This is a genomic window from Streptococcus gordonii (assembly GCF_001553855.1).
GTDB classification, from domain to species: domain Bacteria; phylum Bacillota; class Bacilli; order Lactobacillales; family Streptococcaceae; genus Streptococcus; species Streptococcus gordonii.
This window is the reverse complement of the sequence record NZ_LQWV01000034.1, coordinates 1-21,718: the sequence shown is the minus strand read 5'-3', so window position 1 is coordinate 21,718 and position 21,718 is coordinate 1. Positions and strand designations below refer to the sequence as shown.

Here is a 21,718-nt window from a genome sequence, read left to right as displayed (position 1 = left end):
CTAATCAAACTCCTCTTTCCCAATCCATACTGATGGGTAGTGATCTAGTGTATTCAAGTTCGTATCCGTCGGTAAATCATAAATTGCTAAATAGTTTTCGGGGTATTGAGCAACTAGCTCTTCATACTTGGCTTTCACCTTTTCGTGATTGCTACTAGCATACAAGACTTCTACGACAGCTCCAGTCTTATCCTTTTCCACAAAAGCATTGACGATGATTTGAATCATAGATTTTCTCCATTAAATTCTAAAAATTTTCTTCTTCCTCAGAATCTTCATAAACACAAAATTCAATCGAAAGTTTTATAGGGCGACTTGTTAATCCAAAACTCTTTATATAATCATAGACCTCATCATCATCGCGCGTATGCTCTATAACTAGCTGATTATTTGTTATCTCTACAATATGAATGCCTTCTGCATCCGGAATTTCTGGAATGACTACATCATCCGCATAAGTAAATGTTAGAGTCGTAATATCATCTTCAAATACATCATCAAATTCTTCTATCATTTTAAAAATCAATCCCTTCTAGCAGTAGTTGGCTGGTTGCTTTTGCCGATATTTCGTCTGCGACAAGCCTAGTCAACTTTGCAGGGGTAAGACGACGGACCTTATAACTGGGGTCCTGTCTTACTCCCCAAACTCAACCACGCTATCCGGCGCATCACTAAACAAAGTCACGTGTCCCATTTTGCGGTTGTGCTTCGCTTCTATTTTACCATACAGATGGAGGTGGGCGCTTGGATTTTCTGTGACATATTTCTCAGCGGCCTCGACATGCTGGCCGAGCACGTTGAGCATGACGGCTGGTGCATGCAGGTGGATAGCTGGCAATGGTGCTCCAAGGACGCCCAGAATATGGGTGTCAAACTGCGAGAAGTCGCAAGCTTCGATAGAGTAATGGCCAGAGTTGTGTGGCCGTGGGGCAATTTCATTGACGATGATGTCATCAGCGGTCGCAAACATTTCCACGCAGAGGGTTCCAGACAGCTTGAGCTGTTCTGCGATTCGCACCGCCATGGCTTTGGCTTTCTCAGCTAGACTTTCAGAAATACGAGCAGGCACAATGGTTTTTGAAAGAATGTTGTTGCGATGGATATTTTCCTGAACTGGGAAAACCGTCACATCCTTGCCATTTCCTGACACGATGACAGAGATTTCAAGGTCGAAGTTGACAAATTCTTCCAAGACACAAGCTGCTGAATCGGCTAGCGCATAGGCTTCTTCCAAGTCTGCTTCTGAGCGAATGACCTTTTGTCCATGTCCGTCATAGCCACCAGTTGCAGTCTTGAGAACATAGTTTTTCGACAGGTCGATATCAGCCAAGTCTTGGCTAGAAGTCACAACCTTGTAGGGTGCCACAGTGACTTGTGCCTTGTTTGCGAGGAAGTCCTTTTCAAAAATGCGATTTTGAGAAATGCGGAGTAGGTTCGTTCCTTGAGGGAGCTGGCCATCCTTGATAACGGCATCCAAACCGTCGGCATCAACATTCTCAAACTCATAGGTGAGGACATCACAACGCTCAGCCAGCTGACGAAGGGCGTCCACATCGTTATAAGGCGCTACGATAATCTCTGCCACGCGAGAGGCTGGACAATCCGCCGCAGGATCTAGCGCGATAACCTTGTGCCCCATGTAGATAGCAGAAATGGCCATCATCTGACCCAGCTGACCGCCACCGATAATTCCGATTGTTTTAGATGAGCTCATTGCTAGACTCCTCAGCGATTTTTCCTTGTTCCTCTGCAAAATCTGCTAGCGCTGTTGCTAGGTCTTGGTCTTCAATGGCTAAGATCCGAAGGGCGGTCAGGGCAGCGTTAGTCGCTCCCGCTTCACCAATAGCCATAGTTGCCACAGGCACACCGCCCGGCATCTGCACAATCGAATAAAGAGAGTCCAGACCACTGAGCGCGCGTGATTTGACCGGTACACCGATGACAGGCAGGGTGGTTTTAGCCGCTACCATACCTGGTAGGTGTGCTGCACCACCAGCACCTGCGATAATGACCTTGATGCCACGACTGCGAGCTTCTTCGGCGTGCTGAAACATGAGGTCTGGCGTGCGGTGGGCAGAGACAACCTTCTTTTCGTAGGCTACACCGAAGCGGTCTAAAACTTCAGCTGTTTTTTGCATGGTAGCCCAGTCGGATTTGGAGCCCATGATGATGGAAATAATTGGTTTCATATTTTCTCCTCTGAATAAACTAATTCTTTTGCTCAATATTTTTTACAGTGGCTGACTCAACACTATAATGTTTAACAGTCTGATTAACCAGATTTTCAACGCTCTTAGGTTTTATCAATAAACGAAGTATAATTGTCACAAGAGGTATAATACTCGGCAAATCCTTCCAGACAGGTGTCAACACTTCTTCACTATCACGTCTTAAAAGCCAGTACTTTATTGTCTGCAATATTTTTCTTCTACTTTTCGTCTTCTCAGCTATTCCAATAATCAAAGCCATCAGACTATGCGTCTCAACGCCTGCTTGACCAAGAATGACCTCTGATTTAGCGTAGCTGTGACTGGCTAGTTCTATCATGATTTTTGGAAAATTAACTCCTGCTTTATAGGCGTTAGCAGGCTCTACCATTCTAGGATTACACTCTATATAGTAAAATTGGTCTCCCCTACGTATAAAATCTAGGGTTAGGCAACCATGCCATTGTATATATTGTCCTAATTTTTCAACATGCTCTCTCGTTCTTTTAGATTCTATACTTAATCTTGCCGCAGCCGAACCACCCGCGCCAGAACCTACTTTTACGCTAGAATGCACTGCGAGTAATTCTCCATGATCAAACACTGCTTGAACCTGACCATAGTCTCCAACTATGTCTTGCTGAACCATCCATTCCTCATCACTCGCTGTTAATTTGCTCGTCACTTCAGCCAAATCTTTCTTACTTGAAATCTTATAAACCGAGCGACCGGCAGTACCATAATCTGCTTTCAGCCAATAAGGATAGTCTAGCAGGATAGAGTCTGCATCTTTCACGTACTCCCACTTAGGTGTGGGAAGTCCTAATAAATCCGCAGTTTCAGCAAAAGCAATCTTTCCAGCCAACTTTTTAAACTGCTCTTTATCAGCAAGGGCGATTGGTAGCGATTGAGGCAAAAATTGTTTCCCATTTGCCAATAACCAGCCTTCTTCATGTGTTGGCAAAATGGCCTTGTAATTGGTTTTATGAAGCAACTGACTAACCTGTCTCAGATAATCTACAGGAAAACGATTCACATCAACTATCGGAACTCTATGGGTTAGACGACTGAAGTATGCAATGGAAAATCTTCTAGGAGATAACACATCAATTTTATAGCCTTCTTTCAACAAAACTGTCAAAGTTTCTCGTGAGGTCAAGCATGAACCTTCTAAAAATAGCAACCTATTTTTCATTTTTCAAACACCTGAATTCTATATTTAAGTCTCACGGCTAAAAGTTTCATTGATTTACAAAGCCTTACCACCAATGTCATGCCTATAAAAGAGGCCTGTTGTGTCTTGTTTTTTTAGTTGGTCGTAGATTCTTTCCTGCGCAGCTGAGACTGTATCTGCTGTGGTGACCAGCATGTACACTCGTCCACCATTCGACAGCAGTGCTCTGCTATTTTCCGCAAATTTAGCCCCAGCATAGTAGGTGATGATGTCACCGTCTGTCTTCTCAGGCAGAGGCAAGCCTTTCTCATAGTCCAGCGGGTAGCCCTCTGATGCGACAACCACGCCTAGGGTCACTCCCTCATCCAGCCAAGTGATAGCAGGCTCTTTCTTTTCCAAAATGTCCGTGATGTTCTGCGCAAAGTCAGACGTCAGGCGCGGCAGGATAATCTGGGTCTCTGGATCGCCAAAGCGCGAGTTGAACTCAATGACCTTAGGGCCATCTGCTGTCAGAATCAGCCCAGCATAGAGCACGCCCAGATAAGGTCGTCCCTCAGCTATCATGCCTTTGAGAACCGGCTTAATAATCGTCTCAACTGACTGATCCACCACGCTTTGTGGCAGGTGAGGAACTGGCGCATAGGCTCCCATACCGCCTGTATTGGGCCCCTTGTCCCCATCATAGGCCCGCTTGTGATCCTGGGCCGTCGGCAGAATGTAAAACTTATCGCCATTGACAAAGGCAAAGAGGGAGAACTCCTCGCCGTCCAGAAACTCCTCAATGACCACGCGCGCACCGCTGTCGCCGAACTTATTGTCCAAGAGCATCTCCTGCGCGGCCTCAACCGCCTGCTCTACTGTCTCTGCGACGACCACGCCTTTACCCAGAGCCAAGCCGTCCGCCTTGACCACGATAGGCGCTCCCTGCTTTTCGATATAAGTTTTGGCTTCCTCAAAGTCGGAAAATGTGCCATAGGCTGCTGTCGGAACACAGTACTTAACCATGATTTCCTTGGCAAAATCCTTGGACCACTCCAGCTCCGCTGCTAAACGAGATGGACCAAAAGCCTTGAGTCCAGCTTGGTTAAAATCATCTACAATTCCAGCTGCCAGCGCATCATCCGGTCCGATAAAGGTCCAAGCAATATCATTCTTCTTGGCAAATTCAATCAGTTTGGAATGTTCGGAAATTCCAATGTTCACTAAATCCAACCCATCCAAGGTCATGCCATCATTTCCAGGAGCGACAAACACCTGCTCCACACCCTGAGACTCCAACAATTTCTTGGCAATCGCATGCTCACGACCGCCTGAACCAACGACTAAAAGCTTCATAGCTAAGATACCTCTATGTTCATATCATAGGCGCTTACGCACCAAGCTAACACATCACGTAAAAATCATTGCCATTTTTACGAATTATTCATCTAAATTATATCACAATCGTTCGTTTTATGCTATTTGAAACGAAAGAAATATACTAGAAGAAGCTTGAGAATCTCTAAACTTTGATTTTTCCAATAAATTTCCCGAATAATATAAGTGGAGTTTTCCAAAAAAATATTGTAAAGGAGATGTATGAAAAAATACAAAAATTTCTTACTGCTTTCAGCAACCTTGCTGACCTCACTATCCGCTCCATTAGCTGCAGCGAATGAACAGTTTAGCCCATCCCAGCTGACGGCTATGACCAGCGAAGTTTCCGTTCAGCTTGAAGGACAAACAGCGATTGTTCAGTATCAACCGACCACTGCGCAAGAAGCTTACCCCATCCAACATGCCGTCTGGTCTGAGGAGGGTGGCCAAGACGATATTGTCTGGTATTCAGCTAATCAAAGCACGACCAGGATTGACTTGTCTCAGCACAAGGGCCAGGGCAAATTTCACATCGAGACTTATCTCAATGTAAATGGTGTCAAATATCACTTGAGTAGTAAATCGGTCTTTCTAAACAAGCCGGTTCAATCAGCCGAAAAAACTGTCCCTGAACAACAAAACAGCACTTCGTCTAACAATGCTACACCTCAAGCGCCTGCTGAGCAAAAGCCAACTAATCCAGCACCTTCTCCAGCTCCGGCCCCCGCGACCAATAGAGTTGAAAACCGTCGGAACTCCTATCAAAAAGTCGAAGATCGAAACAAATCTCTTCCTCCTCAAAAGGTAGCTCAACCAAAGGCGACACCCCCTCAGGCAAAGCCAAGCAATAACAAACCTCTGCAAGCTTCAGCTGCTAGAGTACCAGCAGAGCCTGTCAGAGACAGCAAGCCACTCATCAGTATTACCAACATTAATAAGGAAAATGGAACCTATACCGTAAGGGTCCAAGAAAGTCCTTATTCTAAGAGAATAAAAAGTGTGCAGGTGCCTATTTGGAGTACTGCTAATCAAAGCAATCTTAAATGGTATGAGGCTTCACAAATAGGCAACGGAAGCTTCTCCGTTCAATTCGATATCCGAAATCACCAGCAGCTTTACGGCGACTATATCAATCACGTCTACATTACCTATGAAGACGGTAGCCGAGCTGGCTATGTTGCTGAAAATGTCAATCTGCCTCAGCCAGCACCCCAACCACTAACTCCGAGTCTGCAAGTGGTCCATAAAGGCCAATCGACCTATCAAGTTATCTTACAAAATAGTTTCGGTGACGGCCATATTCTCTTCCCCATCTGGTCAGATATTAATGGCCAAGACGACCTCCGCTGGTATACAGCTAATTCTCTTGGTAATGGGCGCTATTCGTTAGATTTCAACGCCAACAATCATATCGGTGACGGTCTCTATCATGTCCATGTCTATCGACAATCTGGTGGGAAAGTAACGGGTGTCATGGCCTCTAATTTTCAAGTGACACGCCCAACGGTAACTGTGAGAAAACCTCTTAACCATGCAACCGACCCAAGTAACACCTACCCTGTTGGTGAATGTACATGGGGTGCCAAGGCTCTCGCTCCTTGGGCAGGAAACTGGTGGGGAAATGGTGGGGACTGGGCAGCCAGTGCTCGCCGAGCAGGATTCCGTGTAGGATCCACACCTCAGGTCGGAGCCATTGCCTGCTGGACTGACGGTGGATACGGACATGTCGGCGTCGTCACGCATGTTGATTCACATAAGCGTATCCAAATTCAGGAATCCAACTACGCTGGACAGCGCTATATCGCTAATTTCCGTGGCTGGTTTGACCCAACCATCGCTCAGGGCACGGTTTCCTATATCTACCCAAATTAACCCTATCATTTAGCACCTCCCTTATTTCGGAGGGCTTTTTATATTTCTGTAAAACATCCAGCTAAGCACAAAAAAGGGCTTTCGCCCATCTTTTATCATAAACTAAACTGCGTTCTTCAACCAAGATTAAAAAACTTCTCCATATAATAGCTGAAATAAGTCTTTTGCCCAGTTACCATGACGAATTTACCTTCCAAGCCATAGCGGAGCTTCTTAGCTTGATCTTTACTAACAGCCATTTCGCATTCTACTTTAAAGAAATTCCCCTGTTTGGTTTGGGTAGCATTGGCGTCAATACTGGAAATTTGGGATGTCAAAATCATTTGTTTGTTAGCGTCATCAGCAGTGATAAAGCGCACCTTGTCTCCATTTTTAATAGTAGATACATCCTTGGAAGAGACATATGTGACAATTTTGATTTTTCGTTCACTGGTGATTTTAGGATAAATCTGAGCCAAAGCTGTTCCTTCTGCCACCAGAGTAGATCCTTGCACTTCTGGATTTAAGTGAAGCAAGCCATCCATTTCAGCCAAAATCTGACCTCGCTTAGAGACTGTTTCTTGAAGTTTAAGATTGCTCTCGGCTTCCAAGATTTGCTGAGTCAGAGTGGTCAATTCTTGTCCTACCTTGACCAGATACTGGGCTTTCAGTGAAGCCAACTGACTGGATAAATTGCTAGCATAGGCTTGTTGGGCGCCTGCACCAGCATATTGGACACGATAAGTCGCAGCTGTTGCTTCTAATTGAGAGATTTGCCCATCTAATTGAGCTACAATCTGACTTTGAGCTGTTGCCTTATCCTCTGCCGAACTCAACTGATCACGATAGGACTGATACAAGGAGTAAAGAGGTTGCGATGCATCTATACCCACCCCACTTTGAATGGCATTTTTCAAGTTTCGATAGTCATTTAGTTTGCTATCCACATCACTGATAACACCGCCCAGTTCCGCCTGAGACTGACTGGCCGCTGCATTTTGTGAAGCAATCGTAGCATTTTGCTGATTCACAGAACTAGTCATACTCGCTACTTGATTCTGGTAGTCTTTAAAGCTTTGTTCATAGCCATAACTATCTGGCTCAGTGAATTGATTACGCCCGCTTTCTAAACTGGAACGCAAAGTTTCTAGTTTGCCCTTTTGATCTTTGAGTAAGTCAAGCTGGCTGGAAAACTTCTGTTCCTGAGCCCCCTCTCCTTCTACTGCATACTGGATTAGCAGGTCCCCTTTTTTGACCTCCTTGTTTTCTGACAAATGATTCGCAATGATAGGCTGGTTACTAGTTGACTGAATCTGAGCCAGTACTCGGCTAGCTTCTACAGAAGCACGGCTAGAAATCGTAATTTCCTTTTTAGCCAGCATGGAAAAACCAACTAGAAATACTAGTAAAATAAGACTTGGCACAATTAAACAACTAGCAAAATTATGATAACGTTTCTGATAAAACTCTGCACTTTCTAAAAACTGTTCATTCATATTTTCTCCCTAACTATTGATCAAATGGTGGTAAAAGCCTTCTTTTTCTATCAGCTCCTTATGACTTCCACTCTCAACAATCCTACCTTGATCCAAAACGACCACCTGCTCCGAACGTTCCGCAATAGTCAAACGATGAGCAATAAAAATAATCGTCTTATCAAGCGCCATCAAATTATCAATGATCCGCTTCTCCGTCAAAATATCCAGACTGCTTGTTGCTTCATCTAAGATAAGCACTGGCGCATCTGTCAAGAGAGCCCTCGCTAGAGCAATACGCTGGCGTTGACCACCTGAAATCCCTGCTCCATCTGCTGATAGCTCTGTCTGATAATTGAGAGGCATCCGCTCAATATCCGACCTAATTTCTGCCAATTCTACCGCCCGCAGAATATCTTCTTGAGTCGTGCCTTCACGCGCGCCTAAGAGTAAATTTTCCAAAATAGTCCCATTAAAAACATACGGTTGCTGGGGAAGATAGTTGATATATTGGCGCAGTGCCTGCTTATCCAGCTGATTGAGATTGACACCTCCCAGACAAATATCCCCTTGATTCGGACCATAAAAATGCACCATCATCTTGGCCAAGGTCGTTTTTCCTGAGCCGGATACACCAACAAAGCTGGTCTTACTTCCAGCAGGAATATGCAAGTCAATTTCCGATAATACATTGGCCCCATAGCCATACTTATAACTGACTCCACGAAAATCGATGTCAGCCTGAAAGTGGCTCAAGTCCTTGATAAGCTTCTCTTCTTCAAATTCAGACTGGACTAAATAGACCTCATTGAGACGCTCATTGGCCACTCGTGCAGACTGTAACTTCGTTTGCAGATTGATGATATTTTCCAAAGGATTAGTAAAGTAGACTAGAAGTGTATTATAAGTGATGAGCTGTCCCAGACTGATTTTTTGATCCATGACAAGTGTGGCTCCTAGCCATAAAATCAAGACGTTTAAAATCAAACGAGCTGCTGCTTTCAAGACTTTTTGTAAACTCTCAGAACGTCCATATGCAAAAGACTTTTTCAGATAAGTCACAAATTCCTTGTCAATCTTCTGATAACGTTGTTTTTCGCTGGTCAAAGACTTAATGGTCTCAATTCCATTGATATCTTCAATAATGGAAGACGACAACAGACTATTTGCTTCCATCGTCTCATGATTCATCTTTTCAAAAGGCTTCATAAAAAGAAAAATAATGAGCGCGTAAACGGGGATTCCTAGCAAGGTCAAAAAGAAAAGACTGCTATTTTGTGAAAAAAGAACAATCGCAATGATCGACACAATTGACACATCCAAGAAAATAGACAAGATTGTACTGGCCAAGGCATCAATAATCCGATTGGCATCCGTAAAACGAGAGACAATTTCCCCTGTCCGCCTTGTCGCGAAAAATGACATAGGTAGCTGAAAAACGTGCTTGATATAGGATAAGATCACATCAATTGATAGGCGTTGCCCTAAAACCAAAAGCAAATATTCTTGGGCATAAGACAAGAATTGCTGCAAAATATAGACAATAATCAAGCCGATAGAAATCATACCCAGCGTCGTTTTCATATGATCAGGCACATAAGTATCAATAATCGACTGAAGGTAGTAGGATCCAACAATATTGATCACCGTTACCAGCAAAGTTGCAAGCACAATATTAGTAATCAATCCCTTCTGTTTAATCAATAAGGGAATGAAGTCTAAAAGTCCATTTTTCTTTTCCTGACTAGGTTTATAGGCTGGACTAGGAGCTAGGAAAATGGTAATTCCTGTCCACTCCTGTTCGAAACGCTCTCGCGAAATCTTTGTCATCTTAACTTGAGGATCTGGGTCTGCAATATGAATCGTGTGTTTATCTTGTCCCATTACAACATAATAATGTAGGAGTTTCCCTTCCTTAAGTACATGAACGATGAAGGGATAAGATACATCTTCCAGATCAAAGATTCCCATATCAGCTTTAAAAGCCCTTGTCTCAAAATTTAAGCCCTCAGCAACTTTCACCAAACCCAAAGCAGTTGTGCCATCATTAGTTGTTTTTGCCTTTTCTCGTAGTGTAGCCAAGGAAAAATACGATCCATAATAACCAAAAACCATAGCCAGAGCTGCCACACCGCAATCCCTAGTATCAACTTGCGCTCTGTAATGCCGTTTCCTAAATTTCATAAAAACCTTTTCTCCATATGCATTTATACTTGATGAATTTATGATAATAAAAAAACCTACCTGAATGATAGTCTATTGGCGACTTGCCAAACTTTTTTTCTCAGATGTTCCTCATTTTTAATTGCTCTTTTTTAAAATGTCATGAGCTTTTTGTCAGATGACAGCTGGCTTTCTCACTAGATTCTTAAAAATGACTCCGGCATGACTCGACTCCTAACACATTTATCAGCTAATGGAAATGCTTCTTAAACATCCATTTCTAGGTGACTTCACCTCCCCCATGACTATGGATACATACCTCTCAAAAGAGAACGCAAAAAAAGCCGTATCGGTTTATGAAACAGCTTTAGGTAGCTTATAACTGAACAAATAACTGAACAAACCCAAAAATCAACGTTTTAAGACAAAACAAAAAGCCCACTGTAGTAGGCTTTTCGTAAGATATATCTTAAAATTAAAGCATTTTGTTGTAGAATTCAACGACAAGTGCTTCGTTGATTTCTGGGTTAATTTCGTCGCGTTCTGGAAGGCGAGTCAATGAACCTTCTAATTTTTCAGCATCGAAAGATACGAATGCTGGACGTCCAAGAGTTGCTTCAACAGCTTCAAGGATTGCAGGCACTTTCAATGATTTTTCACGAACTGAGATCACTTGACCTGGAGTTACGCGGTATGATGGGATATCAACACGTTTTCCGTCAACAAGGATGTGACCGTGGTTTACGAATTGACGAGCTTGACGACGAGTAGTCGCAAGACCAAGACGGTAAACAACGTTATCCAAACGACGTTCCAAAAGAAGCATGAAGTTGAAACCAAGGATACCTTCTTTGATCTTAGTAGCTTGAACGAACAAGTTACGGAATTGTTTTTCACCTACACCGTAAGTGAAACGAAGTTTTTGTTTTTCAGCCAATTGCAAACCGTATTCTGACAATTTGCTACGGTTGTTTGGTCCATGTTGACCAGGTACATAGTTACGGCGAGCCAATTCTTTACCTGTACCAGTAAGAGAAAGACCCAAACGACGAGCTTGTTTCCAAGATGGTCCTGTATAACGTGACATATAAATGTCCTCCTATAAAATATTTTTGAGGAAATAGTCACTTAGAAAGCTCTGATTCGTGCAGAACATTTTCGCCCAAACAGCTAAGGCTACTTTTATAGCTGATGTTCTGTTGACGAGCTCCATGCTTTCCTGCTGCTATTTCACACAAAGGCTATTGTACCATGAATAAAGTCAAAAGTAAAGGGTCTCAGACAAAAAATCAAGCCAAAAAGCTTGATTTTTGTTACTTGAAAACTGTTCATGAGGAATCCCGTCGCTTACTTCACATTCCCAAGAGCTTTAAAATATCCCGTTTGTAACGGAGCTTCTGCAGTTCCTTATCCTCGCTGTCTGACCAAGTCATCTGGAGATTGGCGACGATTTGCCCTGGACGATTTTTCAGAATATAAATCCTATCGCTCAAAGCCAGAGCTTCCTCGATGCTATGGGTGATGAGAAGAGTCGTCAGACCCAGCCTACGATGAATGTTCAGATACCAAGCGTGCAACTCCATCTTGGTCAGCTCATCCAAAGCACTAAAGGCCTCGTCCAGAAGAAATAGCTTGTGGCCGAACATATAGGTCCGCAGCAGAGCCACGCGCTGTCGCATCCCCCCACTCAGCTCATGTGGATACTTGTCTGCCACATCAAAGAGCCCGAACTCCTTCAAAATCTGAGTTGCCTGCTCCGTCGCTTCCTTTTTGGATACTTTTCGGATTAAGAGGGGCAAGATGACATTACCCAGCACCGTCTTATGCTCCAGCAACAAGTCCTTCTGTAGCATATAACTCACCCGGCCCTTGGGATTTTCTTGCCCATCTAGGACAATCCTGCCCGACTGGACCTCCAAAATCCCAGCAATGAGGTTAAAAAGAGTCGATTTCCCAACGCCACTAGGACCCAAGATTGCCACTACTTGGCCAGCTTCCACCTCTAGGTTGATATCTTTTAAAATTTGCTGTTCATCATAAGCATAGCTTACATTTTCAAGTTTAATTTCTGTCATTATTTTATATAATCGTTGCTAAATCCCTTGTCACTCAAGTCATTTTTTACAAGACCGTTATCCTTGGCCCATTTGTAAAAGGCATTCCAACGGCTAGCCTCAAACTGACCCCACTTGCTCTTATCTGACGCATATTGCTCAGACAAATATTTTTGAGAAGCCAAAACAAAGTCACGTTTGTTTTTCAATTCTGGTGCATTTTTGATTAAAATGTCTGCTGCTTCTTCAGGGTGCTCCATAGCATATTGGTAGCCTTTTTTAATAGCTTGCAAGACTTTTTTTGCCTCGTCCGTATTCTTCTTCAGATAGTCATTATTAGCAATGATGACAGGAGAATAATAGTCAAACTCCTTGACATAGTCCTTCATATAAAAGAAATTAGTGTCCATGCCCTGAGTCTGTGCCATGATACCATCCCAGCCATGATAAATCCATGCCGCATCAAACAAACCATTTTCAATTGGTGTGATAGAGTTAGAATCATTATTCGGAACCTTCTCTACATCATCAAACTTGCTACCTTGGCTTTCTACCAATGTCTTCAGCATGCCCAACTCCACAGGGTCATTCCAGGTGCCATATTTCTTCCCAGCCAGATCCTTGGGACCATTAATCCCTGCAGATTTCTTAGAAATGATACCTGAAGTATTGTGTTCTACAATAGCCGCAACAGCTGTGATTTCTGCGCCCTTATCCAGTTTTTTAGCCATAGAATCTTGGAAATAAATTCCAAAAGGAGCCTTGCCATTAATAATCAGGTCAGAAGTGCTATCTTCTGGTGGCAACTTAATATCAACATCCACACCTGCTTCCTTAAAGTAGCCCTTCTCCTTAGCTACATAAAGTCCTGTATGATTGGTATTGGGTGACCAATCCAGAATAAAATCAATCTTTTTGTCCTTGCTCTCAGACGTAGCTTTCGACTGACCGCAGGCCGCTAGACCAAAGAGTGATACTGCAGCCAAACCTGCAAGGAACAATTTACAACTTTTTTTCATCATAATCCTCTTTTCTTTTTTTGGAAAATAGCAGAGCTAAGCTCCTATTTCCACTTGATGACAAATTTTTCACTAATAGCTACCAGTTTCATACCCAGAAGACTGATAACTGATACTAAAACGATAATGGCAAACATGGTGTCATACTGGAAAAGCTTCTTAGACTGGATCATATAGACACCCAGTCCTTCAAAACCGCCCAGCCATTCGGAAACCACGGTCGTGATAAAAGCATAGGAAACACTGACCCTCAGACCCGCATAGAAATAAGGTAAACTAGCTGGAATCTTAAAATGCCAGAGAATCTGCCATCGATTGGCCTGCATGAGTTCAAAGAGAGTCAAGGTATCTCTATCGCAATGCCGAAACCCATCCAGAATACTGACAATAATCGGAAAAGTCGTCGTCAAAATAATAAGCACAATCTTGGGCAAAATCCCATAACCCAGCCAGAGAACCAGAATTGGCGCTAACGCAATGGTCGGAATCGTCTGCACCACAACCATCATTGGATAAATCAAATCATTGAGCCAGCTCAGACTATCCATGAGCACTGCCAGCAAGCAGGCTATAATAACTCCCAGCAGCAGACCCAACAAGGCTACTTTTAAGGTCGCCCAACTATGTATAGCCAACAATTCTGCATCCCTAACAAAAGCCTGACATATTTCCAGAGGTGTTGGCAGAATAAACTTAGGCAAGAGCTTGAGCCAGCCCATGACCTGCCAAACGGCAAGTAAACCTACCATCCCCAAAATACTAATCTGCTGGCGCAGAATATTTTTCAAGTTTCTCATCAATAGACAAAATCTCTCCATAATTTATCTTAACATTTGCAAATACGTTATCTGCTTGACTGCCAGCCAATTCTATTGCCTTTCCCAATATAGGAAACAAATCTTCCCATTCTCCTTCTAAAACCGTTTCAAAAGGAGTTACCAACTGCCTCACGGGCTGTTTCTGCAGATACTCAATTACTTCCTCTATGACTGCCAACCGTCCTTTATCAGTTGACAAAGGCAGAATTTGCAAAGCAATGCTCGCTTTCATCTCTTCACCTCCCTGCATTCAAACTCTATCTGAGAATGATGCATACAGATACGATTCCATTTACTAACCAGACCGTTCTTTCCCTAATGAAAGAGATCGCAAGCTCTCTTTATAAAAACCTTGCACTTCATACAAAAACACCTTCTCCAATATGGAAAAGGTGTAGCATGCATCAGTATCCTAAAGATAGGCGAATCGCTCGCCACTTTTAGTAAAACCACAAGGTTTTTACAAATACTTTTCCCTACGCTAGCATTACCCAGATCAGGTGCGGTCGAAGTTTACACTTCCTCTCAGACTGTACACAGACTCCCATATATGTATATTATGATAGCGCAATCAGGACTCTATGTCAAGATTTGTGCTTAATCCCACTGAACCAAACATCCCCTTAGAAAGTAATAAACAATCCAACGCCTCAATATTTTCCAATTCGCTTTTGGCCAATATTGTCTCAAAGCCCATTTCCCTTGCCGTATCTAGATTGACCTGAATGTCGTCCATAAAGACCGACTCTTCTGGTTTAAGATTATATTTCTCAAGGAGTTCCTGGTATATTTTTTTGTAAGGTTTTACTACTTTAACTTCTGAAGAGAGAATATAACCTGACAAAAGAGGAAAAATTGGCAATAATCCTGCCTGTTCAATCCTATAAAATATCTCACAGGTTGTTGATAAAATGTAAATATGATAGCCTAACTTTGACCATTGCTCTATTTTTTCTTGCAAATTTTGGTAGACATCCACAGCCTCATACCAGTGAAAAAATATTTTTTCAACTACAGCTTCAAAAGATGGATCTAGATTCTGTTGAGCTAATTTGCAAGCTTCCGACAAAGACAAGGACCCCCAATCCGTTTGGTGCCATAGGTGTGAATCAAAAATCGCTTCTCTCAGGGATTGTCGTCGCATTTCATCCGCTTCAAAATGCCTGAATATCTTATCTGGATTCCACTCAATCAAAACATTTCCTAAATCAAAAACCAAATTTTTAATCATAGTGTCCACCTCTGATCCCATTATAACATGTTTAAAAAATATAAAAAAGGCGAAAATAAATTCCGCCTCTTTAATAGCCTATCTAGTAGGAGTGTATGTCAATTCTGACCCATGTTTCGCAAGGAAATCACTCATTTCAGAATCTGGAATCTGACGTAAGTAGAGGTTAGAACGAATTGTCTCATCCTCTTCACGACAGGTTGATAACACAAGATATTTATCACTTGCTTTTACCTTAATGTCCTTATTCTTTGTCCTAGACGCTTCATAGATACTGCTCAGCTGATCTGTAAAGTCCTTATCTCCATCGAAGCTAGTCCGATAGAAAGCAGTCTCCTCTGGTACAATAACCAAGCCCATTGCTTCATAGTAGAACTTACGCTCAGGTGTTTCAACAACAACATACTTGTGCTGATCGAAAAATTCCTGATTGTCATAGAAGTTGACATCGTTAAACATACGATTGTCCGCTACTTTACTTCCACGAGCATGACCAAAGAGCCAAGTCAAGCGATCACTAAAGTCTTTCTTATTATCTGTGTCCATAAAGACTGTCCCCATGTAAGGCTCATTCCCGCCTTCAAAGGTTTTATCAAGATAAGTAGAATTGTCTTTCGTCTGTACAACAGGTTCATCTAATTTTGTACCTGGAGCATAAACATAAGCAATAGCTTCACTATTAATAGCCTTTAAATCTGCAAAGCGCTTGGCTAAATACTCTTTTTCTTCCTTGCTTGGTTGATAAGTATTCTTTGTAGAGCTTTTTGTTACTTGACTAGTAGAAGCAGTCGTATTCGACTTAGGCGCTGACTTAAATGGATTAAAAATCAGCATTGCAGTTGCAACAGCAACAACAATGATACCTAATAAAGCACCAAATAGTTTTAAATTCTTATTTGGAGCCTTCTTAGTCTGTCTTTTAGCATTTTGACTCATAATATTTAAGTATTCCCCATTTTTTCTAAGAAAATATCACTGAACCAATGGCCCAGTGATATTGTTTACATCAGTATCAATAAAGAATTATTTAACTGCTGAAGTTTTTGGAAGTGCTTTACCAGCAGCTTTACCTGCGTTTTTAGCAGCAGCTTCTGATTTTTTAGCTTCTTCTTTAGAAGCAGGAGTAGTAGCTCCTTTGTCTTCTGCAGCTGGGTTTTGGTTGTTAGCTGCACCAACACGTTTCAAGTAACGAGCGTTAGCTTGTTCAGGAGTTTCACCTTGGATGTATGTTTTGCCTTCTTGTTCTGTAGCGTTGTTGTATGTAGCTTGGAATTGTTGTACATATTTGTTACGTACAGCGTTGAAAGCGTTGTTGAATGCTGCTTCATAAGCTGCTTTAACTTCACCATAATTGTGGCTTCCACCTTCAACTGCATCAAGAGCAGCTTTAGCAGCTACTACTGCTGGATCTGCAGCAGCTTCTGCACGGATTTCACCATCATGTTGAGCCAAGTATTCGTTTACTTTATCAGCATTTGTGAATTGAGTTTGAAGGTAGTATGCGCCGTCGTTTTTACGAGCTGCATCAGTAGCTTCATCAGCAGAGAAAACTGGTGCTGCAGCTGCAAATAATGTAAGTGCTACCACGCTTGACAATAAAACTTTTTTCATCGTTTTATCTCCTTTTTCTTTTTAAAAAAATTATTCGTAACTCGGAGTTACTACCTATATTATATATATTTGCCCTATTTTTGTCAATAGTTTTTTTTATTATTTTGAAATTCATCATATGGTAGAAACGGCTTCGTTTCAATAAAAAATCCCCCTTATCTTGTGGTCAGGGGGAAGCATTTCAGAAATGTGTAATATTGTAACATTTTTATAATATTAATTTTTGCCAATTTCAAACAAAGGAGAAAGAGGACGTTTTTCATGGATACGAATAATTGCTTCTGAAAGAAGATCAGCAATAGAAATCTGCTCAATCTTATCAATTAAACGTTCTTGCGGAAGATAGATTGTATCCAAAACAACTAATTTCTTGATAGCAGATTTCTGAATATTTTCCATTGCAGGACCAGATAGGACTGGGTGAGTACAGCTAGCGTACACATCAACTGCACCTGCTTCAGCTAAGGCATCTGCTGCGTGACAGATGGTTCCTGCAGTATCAATCATATCATCAATCAAAATACAGGTTTTGCCCTTAACATTACCAATAATATTCATGACTTCACTAGTGTTCATCTTATCTACACTACGACGTTTATCAATAATAGCAATCGGTGTTTTTAGAAATTCCGCTAATTTTCTAGCACGTGAGACACCACCATGGTCAGGACTCACTACAACATAATCACTTCCAATCATTCCACGACGTTCAAAGTAATTAGCAATGAGAGGCGCACCCATTAAATGATCGACTGGAATGTCAAAGAAACCTTGAATCTGTGAAGCATGTAAATCAATTGTCAGCAAACGATCAACACCAGCAATTTCTAGCATATTTGCTACTAATTTTGAAGTAATTGGTTCACGAGCACGGGCCTTACGGTCTTGTCTAGCATAACCATAGTAAGGCATAACCACATTGATAGATTCTGCACTTGCTCGTTTAAGTGCATCCACCATAATCAAAATCTCCATCAAATTATCGTTAACAGGTGAACTCGTTGACTGCAAAATAAAAACATGCTTGCCTCGAATTGATTCTTCAATATTGACTTGAATCTCCCCATCCGAAAACTGACGTACCGTCGACTTTCCAAGCTCCATTCCTATCCCTTTGGCTACCCGCTTGGCCAACTCTTGGTTAGAAGAAAGAGCAAAGAGCTTTAAATCAGAAAATGACATGTTTGCCTCCGAAAATTTATTCCATTTACATTTTAACCCTTTTTAAGGAATATTTCAATTTAGAATAAAGCGTTTTACAAAAAATATTTGAATAGTCTTACAAATACTTAATCTTGTGCTAAATATAAAAAGGTTGGAAATTCCAACCTTCTAAATTTATTAATTTGGATAAATGTAACTTACTGTACCTTGTGCAGTTGTTGGGTCAAACCAACCACGGTAGTTACCAATTGATTGTTGACCAAGATAGTTAGCTTCTGATACTTGAATGCTAGTTGAAGACTGAACTGCTGTTACTACAGCCACGTGTCCATAACCACCATCAGTCCAACATGCAATCGCTCCAACTTGTGGTTGAGAACCTACACGGAAGCCTGCCGCTGCTGCACTTGCTGCCCATTGACCACCATTACCCCAGTAGTTACCAGCCCAAGGTGCCAATGTTTTAGCTCCCCAAGTACACTGACCAACAGGGTAAGTAGAAGCGTCTGAAGAATAAGATACATTAGACACTGCCGCTGCTGGTGCAGGTGCTGCTGCAGCAGGAGTACCTCCAGAAACAGCTTGTATTTGTGCTGAGAGGTTTGTATTACCAGATGCTTGAATTGCTTGAAGCTGAGAAGCTTGTTGTGAACGGTAAGCTGCTTCAGCTGCTGCTGCTTCAGCTGCTTTTTGTGCTGCTGCTTTTTGTTCTAAAAGAGAATTTTTCTCACCTTCGGCACTTGCTTTTTCAGCTGCAAGATTGATTTGTGCAACCTTCAATTCAGCTTCTTTAGTTGACAACGCTTGAGCATCATCAGCCAAGGTTTGTTGGTTAGCAATAACTGTGTTGATTGCTTCGTTATTAGCAATTTGTTTCTCAGCAATTGCTTCTTTATCCGCTTTTTGTTGTTCCAACATTTTATTGTTTGCGGAGATGATTTCATTCATAGCTGTCACACGTGAAATTGCTTCAGTGATAGAGCTTGAGTTAACAATCGTATTAATATAGCTTGTAACAGTTCCACTTGTTTGAGCGCTACGAGCTTGGTTTGCTAATGACTCATTACGTGCTACAATGTTTTTTGACAATTCATCGATTTCAGCTGAAAGTTTTTCAGATTCTGCTGTTAACTTTTCGTTTTCAGCTTGAAGCTTTTCTTGTTGTGATTTAATTGCTGATACTTGACTTTGAATTTGATCAACTTGAGCTTGTGCAGCTTGTTGTTGAGCATTTAAGCTATTAATTTTATTGTTCTGTGCAGCGATCTTGTCATCTGTTGTATCGGCATGCACATTCACTAGACTAGCACCTTGAGTAAGAACCAAAGCACTTAATAACATCGAAGTGATAATTTTTTTCTTCATAAATAATTCTACTCCTATCCAATAAGATAATAATAAGTATAACAGAAAAAGACGTAGAATATGTTACGCCTTTATTACATTTTTATTTCTTCTTTTTTATCATAAATAAACTTTTTCCAAAACTGGTTGCAAAATTAGTAAAAGCAGGGAATTAAGCACCATTGTCGGAGCTAAACTATACACTATAAAAGTACTTATTTCCATACTAGTTAAAGAAACTAGATTAGCTAATAAAAAAGAAACAAATTCAAACAAGAATACCAGTATTAAAACGGACAAGAATCTAGTGATTTTATTGCCCATCATAATTGTATTATATTTATTGACTAATACACTCAATAGAGGAAGTAATAATGTGGCAATTCCAATTACATGAAAATAGTAAGCATCATAAAGAATACCTATCACTAAGAATATTGTAAATGCTGTTACATCAGATACTTCTACTGAAATAAATAGCAGAAAAATCAACACCAAATGGCAAACTAAATGGAATCTTATAGGTAAAAAAGAAGCAATTAGGGTTGAAATCTGGCCATCTAATAACATTAAAAAAAGCAATAAGAGCGGTATACCCACATGTTGTCTAAAAAGTCGCATATCAGTTCCCCACCAATGTTACAACACGAATGTCAGAAAAATCAGCACTTGGCTTAATATATACCTCTTTTATCAAATAGTCACTACTTGAAGCTACAGAAGATACCTTCCCAACAGAAATATTCGCAACTGTATAAGATCCCAAGCCACTTGTAACCACTTTTGATCCCTCTTTGATCTCATCAGAAGTATTCAGCTGACTAACAATAAATGCTGACTTTTTTTCGTCATAACCTACAATAATACCATAAATTGTTTTTGAGCCACTTTGTATTCTAACAGATATATTTTCGTTATTTTTTTTATTCGTTAATAAACTAATTCGACTAGAATGTTCATTCACTTGATCAACACTTCCAATCAAGCCACCGTTAGCAACAACAAGCATAGTTGAAGCTACTTTATTTTCTGATCCTACATTAACTGTCAACTCATTAGACCATGAAGCTGGAGTACGAGCAATAACATCAGCGGATAGTTTCACATCACTTTTAATAGAATTCTTCATATCAAGCATTTCTCGAAGTTGAGCATTTTCTTCCTTTAAATCTGAAACTTCATTTGACGCTGAATCAATTTCATTTAAAGTAGCTTTTAACTCTTCATTCTCATGATAAGTATTAACCAAATTTTCTAAATCACTTTTCACATCACTAAGTAAATGAAATGGCTTTGACAAAACATTATCAACAAGGCTTAAAACATTTGATGTTCCATTTACAAACCAAGTAGAATAAGTAGAAAGTAACAAAGCTGAAGCAGTTAAAATTAACACAATGATCATTACAATTAATCTTGATTTTTTAAATTTTTTCATCTCAATACCTACAAAATCACAACAAAGTACAAGAAAAGGAGATAGCAAATGCTAAACTCCCTATTGACGGAGAATGGGGGATTCGAACCCCCGCGCCAGTTACCCGACCTAACGATTTAGCAAACCGTCCTCTTCAGCCTCTTGAGTAATTCTCCAACTATAAAATGGGCACGAGTGGACTCGAACCACCGACCTCACGCTTATCAGGCGTGCGCTCTAACCACCTGAGCTACGCGCCCAAGTTATAAAAACTTGGTATGAACCTTTCGTTCAAAGCGGGTGACGAGAATCGAACTCGCGACAACAGCTTGGAAGGCTGTAGTTTTACCACTAAACTACACCCGCTTATTCAAAAATATGGCGCGAGACGGAATCGAACCGCCGACACATGGAGCTTCAATCCATTGCTCTACCAACTGAGCTACCGAGCCTTATTGCGGGAGCAGGATTTGAACCTACGACCTTCGGGTTATGAGCCCGACGAGCTACCTAGCTGCTCCATCCCGCGATACTATTATTCAACTAAAAGGAGGATGTGGGATTCGAACCCACGCACGCTTTTACACGCCTGACGGTTTTCAAGACCGTTCCCTTCAGCCGGACTTGGGTAATCCTCCAGTATACAAAAAAACATGGACCTTGTAGGACTTGAACCTACGACCACTCGGTTATGAGCCGAGAGCTCTAACCAGCTGAGCTAAAGGTCCAACAAGATCATTATAGCGGCGAAGGGGATCGAACCCCCGACCTCCCGGGTATGAACCGGACGCTCTAGCCAGCTGAGCTACACCGCCATACAATCGGGAAGACAGG

General features: G+C 41.5%; 21 protein-coding genes and 8 tRNA genes. 1 reads left to right on the top strand and 28 read right to left on the bottom strand.

Features of this window, described 5'->3' with window-relative positions:
* The 6 genes from AWH02_RS06960 to purD form a co-directional block, all read right to left on the bottom strand.
* Complete coding sequence (locus tag AWH02_RS06960) at positions 1–228, bottom strand: hypothetical protein (protein WP_060554265.1); 228 nt, start codon at positions 226–228, stop codon at positions 1–3.
* 19 nt (positions 229–247) lie between these two features.
* Complete coding sequence (locus AWH02_RS06955) at positions 248–514, bottom strand: hypothetical protein (RefSeq protein ID WP_111705913.1); 267 nt, start codon at positions 512–514, stop codon at positions 248–250.
* 120 nt (positions 515–634) lie between these two features.
* Entirely contained in the window at positions 635–1,714 is a 1,080-nt protein-coding gene (purK, locus tag AWH02_RS06950; protein WP_060554266.1) for a 5-(carboxyamino)imidazole ribonucleotide synthase, read from the bottom strand.
* A complete protein-coding gene (gene purE / locus AWH02_RS06945) occupies positions 1,701–2,189 on the bottom strand; it encodes a 5-(carboxyamino)imidazole ribonucleotide mutase (RefSeq protein ID WP_060554267.1) in 489 nt (162 codons plus the stop codon). The genes purK and purE overlap by 14 nt, the downstream gene beginning before the upstream one ends.
* A gap of 19 nt (positions 2,190–2,208) precedes the next feature.
* Positions 2,209–3,402, bottom strand: coding sequence for an ATP-grasp domain-containing protein (locus AWH02_RS06940; RefSeq protein ID WP_060954916.1), 1,194 nt, complete (start codon positions 3,400–3,402; stop codon positions 2,209–2,211).
* Positions 3,403–3,456: 54 nt separating this feature from the next.
* Entirely contained in the window at positions 3,457–4,716 is a 1,260-nt protein-coding gene (gene purD, locus AWH02_RS06935) for a phosphoribosylamine--glycine ligase (RefSeq protein WP_060554268.1), read from the bottom strand.
* A 243-nt stretch (positions 4,717–4,959) separates the two neighbouring features.
* On the opposite strand from purD, the gene AWH02_RS06930 reads away from it, so the two are divergent.
* On the top strand, positions 4,960–6,609 hold the full coding sequence (locus tag AWH02_RS06930; protein WP_060554269.1) for a GBS Bsp-like repeat-containing protein: 1,650 nt from the start codon (positions 4,960–4,962) through the stop codon (positions 6,607–6,609).
* A 116-nt stretch (positions 6,610–6,725) separates the two neighbouring features.
* Here the strand turns inward: AWH02_RS06930 and comB are convergent, their stop codons facing one another.
* From comB to AWH02_RS06820, 22 genes are all read right to left on the bottom strand, one after another.
* A complete protein-coding gene (comB, locus tag AWH02_RS06925; protein ID WP_060554270.1) occupies positions 6,726–8,084 on the bottom strand; it encodes a competence pheromone export protein ComB in 1,359 nt (452 codons plus the stop codon).
* 9 nt (positions 8,085–8,093) lie between these two features.
* Positions 8,094–10,247 carry a peptide cleavage/export ABC transporter ComA gene (gene comA, locus AWH02_RS06920; protein WP_060554271.1) on the bottom strand — a complete coding sequence of 718 codons (2,154 nt, stop codon included), beginning with the start codon at positions 10,245–10,247 and terminating at the stop codon, positions 8,094–8,096.
* 454 nt (positions 10,248–10,701) lie between these two features.
* Complete coding sequence (gene rpsD / locus AWH02_RS06915; protein WP_008810013.1) at positions 10,702–11,313, bottom strand: 30S ribosomal protein S4; 612 nt, start codon at positions 11,311–11,313, stop codon at positions 10,702–10,704.
* A 265-nt stretch (positions 11,314–11,578) separates the two neighbouring features.
* Positions 11,579–12,301, bottom strand: coding sequence for an ABC transporter ATP-binding protein (locus AWH02_RS06910; protein WP_045504753.1), 723 nt, complete (start codon positions 12,299–12,301; stop codon positions 11,579–11,581).
* The gene (locus AWH02_RS06905) at positions 12,301–13,302 is read right to left on the bottom strand and encodes an ABC transporter substrate-binding protein (RefSeq protein WP_111705914.1); all 1,002 of its coding nucleotides are present in this window, start codon (positions 13,300–13,302) and stop codon (positions 12,301–12,303) included. The genes AWH02_RS06910 and AWH02_RS06905 overlap by 1 nt, the downstream gene beginning before the upstream one ends.
* Positions 13,303–13,343: 41 nt before the next feature.
* Entirely contained in the window at positions 13,344–14,096 is a 753-nt protein-coding gene (locus AWH02_RS06900; RefSeq protein ID WP_060554273.1) for an ABC transporter permease, read from the bottom strand.
* Positions 14,059–14,349, bottom strand: coding sequence for a thiamine-binding protein (locus tag AWH02_RS06895; protein ID WP_060554280.1), 291 nt, complete (start codon positions 14,347–14,349; stop codon positions 14,059–14,061). Before AWH02_RS06895 ends, AWH02_RS06900 begins: the two co-directional genes overlap by 38 nt.
* 339 nt (positions 14,350–14,688) lie before the next feature.
* A complete protein-coding gene (locus AWH02_RS06890) occupies positions 14,689–15,348 on the bottom strand; it encodes an HAD family hydrolase (RefSeq protein ID WP_060554274.1) in 660 nt (219 codons plus the stop codon).
* A gap of 78 nt (positions 15,349–15,426) precedes the next feature.
* The gene (gene srtB, locus AWH02_RS06885) at positions 15,427–16,284 is read right to left on the bottom strand and encodes a class B sortase, LPKTxAVK-specific (protein WP_045504765.1); all 858 of its coding nucleotides are present in this window, start codon (positions 16,282–16,284) and stop codon (positions 15,427–15,429) included.
* Between the two features lie 87 nt (positions 16,285–16,371).
* On the bottom strand, positions 16,372–16,959 hold the full coding sequence (gene abpA / locus AWH02_RS06880; protein ID WP_045504766.1) for an amylase-binding adhesin AbpA: 588 nt from the start codon (positions 16,957–16,959) through the stop codon (positions 16,372–16,374).
* A 216-nt stretch (positions 16,960–17,175) separates the two neighbouring features.
* A complete protein-coding gene (locus AWH02_RS06875; RefSeq protein ID WP_008810021.1) occupies positions 17,176–18,141 on the bottom strand; it encodes a ribose-phosphate diphosphokinase in 966 nt (321 codons plus the stop codon).
* Between the two features lie 159 nt (positions 18,142–18,300).
* The gene (gene pcsB / locus AWH02_RS06870) at positions 18,301–19,488 is read right to left on the bottom strand and encodes a peptidoglycan hydrolase PcsB (RefSeq protein WP_060554276.1); all 1,188 of its coding nucleotides are present in this window, start codon (positions 19,486–19,488) and stop codon (positions 18,301–18,303) included.
* Positions 19,489–19,587: 99 nt separating this feature from the next.
* Positions 19,588–20,088 carry a rod shape-determining protein MreD gene (gene mreD / locus AWH02_RS06865; protein WP_045773633.1) on the bottom strand — a complete coding sequence of 167 codons (501 nt, stop codon included), beginning with the start codon at positions 20,086–20,088 and terminating at the stop codon, positions 19,588–19,590.
* Between the two features lies 1 nt (position 20,089).
* The gene (gene mreC, locus AWH02_RS06860; protein ID WP_060554277.1) at positions 20,090–20,905 is read right to left on the bottom strand and encodes a rod shape-determining protein MreC; all 816 of its coding nucleotides are present in this window, start codon (positions 20,903–20,905) and stop codon (positions 20,090–20,092) included.
* 67 nt (positions 20,906–20,972) lie between these two features.
* Positions 20,973–21,060: transfer RNA gene (locus tag AWH02_RS06855), tRNA-Ser, on the bottom strand.
* Positions 21,061–21,070: 10 nt separating this feature from the next.
* Positions 21,071–21,144 (bottom strand) — tRNA-Ile (locus tag AWH02_RS06850).
* Between the two features lie 35 nt (positions 21,145–21,179).
* Positions 21,180–21,250: transfer RNA gene (locus AWH02_RS06845), tRNA-Gly, on the bottom strand.
* A gap of 13 nt (positions 21,251–21,263) precedes the next feature.
* Positions 21,264–21,336: transfer RNA gene (locus AWH02_RS06840), tRNA-Phe, on the bottom strand.
* Between the two features lie 3 nt (positions 21,337–21,339).
* A tRNA-Met gene (locus tag AWH02_RS06835) sits at positions 21,340–21,413 on the bottom strand.
* 19 nt (positions 21,414–21,432) lie between these two features.
* Positions 21,433–21,522, bottom strand: a tRNA-Ser gene (locus AWH02_RS06830).
* Between the two features lie 16 nt (positions 21,523–21,538).
* A tRNA-Ile gene (locus AWH02_RS06825) sits at positions 21,539–21,612 on the bottom strand.
* A 13-nt stretch (positions 21,613–21,625) separates the two neighbouring features.
* Positions 21,626–21,699 (bottom strand) — tRNA-Met (locus AWH02_RS06820).
* Positions 21,700–21,718: the final 19 nt, after the last annotated feature.

What these genes read in the sequence shown, in the direction of transcription:
- AWH02_RS06960 (WP_060554265.1), bottom strand. Translation starts at nt 228, where the DNA reads ATGATTCAAATCATCGTCAATGCTTTTGTGGAAAAGGATAAGACTGGA.
- AWH02_RS06955 (WP_111705913.1), bottom strand. Translation starts at nt 514, where the DNA reads ATGATAGAAGAATTTGATGATGTATTTGAAGATGATATTACGACTCTA.
- purK (WP_060554266.1), bottom strand. Translation starts at nt 1,714, where the DNA reads ATGAGCTCATCTAAAACAATCGGAATTATCGGTGGCGGTCAGCTGGGT.
- purE (WP_060554267.1), bottom strand. Translation starts at nt 2,189, where the DNA reads ATGAAACCAATTATTTCCATCATCATGGGCTCCAAATCCGACTGGGCT.
- AWH02_RS06940 (WP_060954916.1), bottom strand. Translation starts at nt 3,402, where the DNA reads ATGAAAAATAGGTTGCTATTTTTAGAAGGTTCATGCTTGACCTCACGA.
- purD (WP_060554268.1), bottom strand. Translation starts at nt 4,716, where the DNA reads ATGAAGCTTTTAGTCGTTGGTTCAGGCGGTCGTGAGCATGCGATTGCC.
- AWH02_RS06930 (WP_060554269.1), top strand. Translation starts at nt 4,960, where the DNA reads ATGAAAAAATACAAAAATTTCTTACTGCTTTCAGCAACCTTGCTGACC.
- comB (WP_060554270.1), bottom strand. Translation starts at nt 8,084, where the DNA reads ATGAATGAACAGTTTTTAGAAAGTGCAGAGTTTTATCAGAAACGTTAT.
- comA (WP_060554271.1), bottom strand. Translation starts at nt 10,247, where the DNA reads ATGAAATTTAGGAAACGGCATTACAGAGCGCAAGTTGATACTAGGGAT.
- rpsD (WP_008810013.1), bottom strand. Translation starts at nt 11,313, where the DNA reads ATGTCACGTTATACAGGACCATCTTGGAAACAAGCTCGTCGTTTGGGT.
- AWH02_RS06910 (WP_045504753.1), bottom strand. Translation starts at nt 12,301, where the DNA reads ATGACAGAAATTAAACTTGAAAATGTAAGCTATGCTTATGATGAACAG.
- AWH02_RS06905 (WP_111705914.1), bottom strand. Translation starts at nt 13,302, where the DNA reads ATGATGAAAAAAAGTTGTAAATTGTTCCTTGCAGGTTTGGCTGCAGTA.
- AWH02_RS06900 (WP_060554273.1), bottom strand. Translation starts at nt 14,096, where the DNA reads ATGAGAAACTTGAAAAATATTCTGCGCCAGCAGATTAGTATTTTGGGG.
- AWH02_RS06895 (WP_060554280.1), bottom strand. Translation starts at nt 14,349, where the DNA reads ATGAAAGCGAGCATTGCTTTGCAAATTCTGCCTTTGTCAACTGATAAA.
- AWH02_RS06890 (WP_060554274.1), bottom strand. Translation starts at nt 15,348, where the DNA reads ATGATTAAAAATTTGGTTTTTGATTTAGGAAATGTTTTGATTGAGTGG.
- srtB (WP_045504765.1), bottom strand. Translation starts at nt 16,284, where the DNA reads ATGAGTCAAAATGCTAAAAGACAGACTAAGAAGGCTCCAAATAAGAAT.
- abpA (WP_045504766.1), bottom strand. Translation starts at nt 16,959, where the DNA reads ATGAAAAAAGTTTTATTGTCAAGCGTGGTAGCACTTACATTATTTGCA.
- AWH02_RS06875 (WP_008810021.1), bottom strand. Translation starts at nt 18,141, where the DNA reads ATGTCATTTTCTGATTTAAAGCTCTTTGCTCTTTCTTCTAACCAAGAG.
- pcsB (WP_060554276.1), bottom strand. Translation starts at nt 19,488, where the DNA reads ATGAAGAAAAAAATTATCACTTCGATGTTATTAAGTGCTTTGGTTCTT.
- mreD (WP_045773633.1), bottom strand. Translation starts at nt 20,088, where the DNA reads ATGCGACTTTTTAGACAACATGTGGGTATACCGCTCTTATTGCTTTTT.
- mreC (WP_060554277.1), bottom strand. Translation starts at nt 20,905, where the DNA reads ATGAAAAAATTTAAAAAATCAAGATTAATTGTAATGATCATTGTGTTA.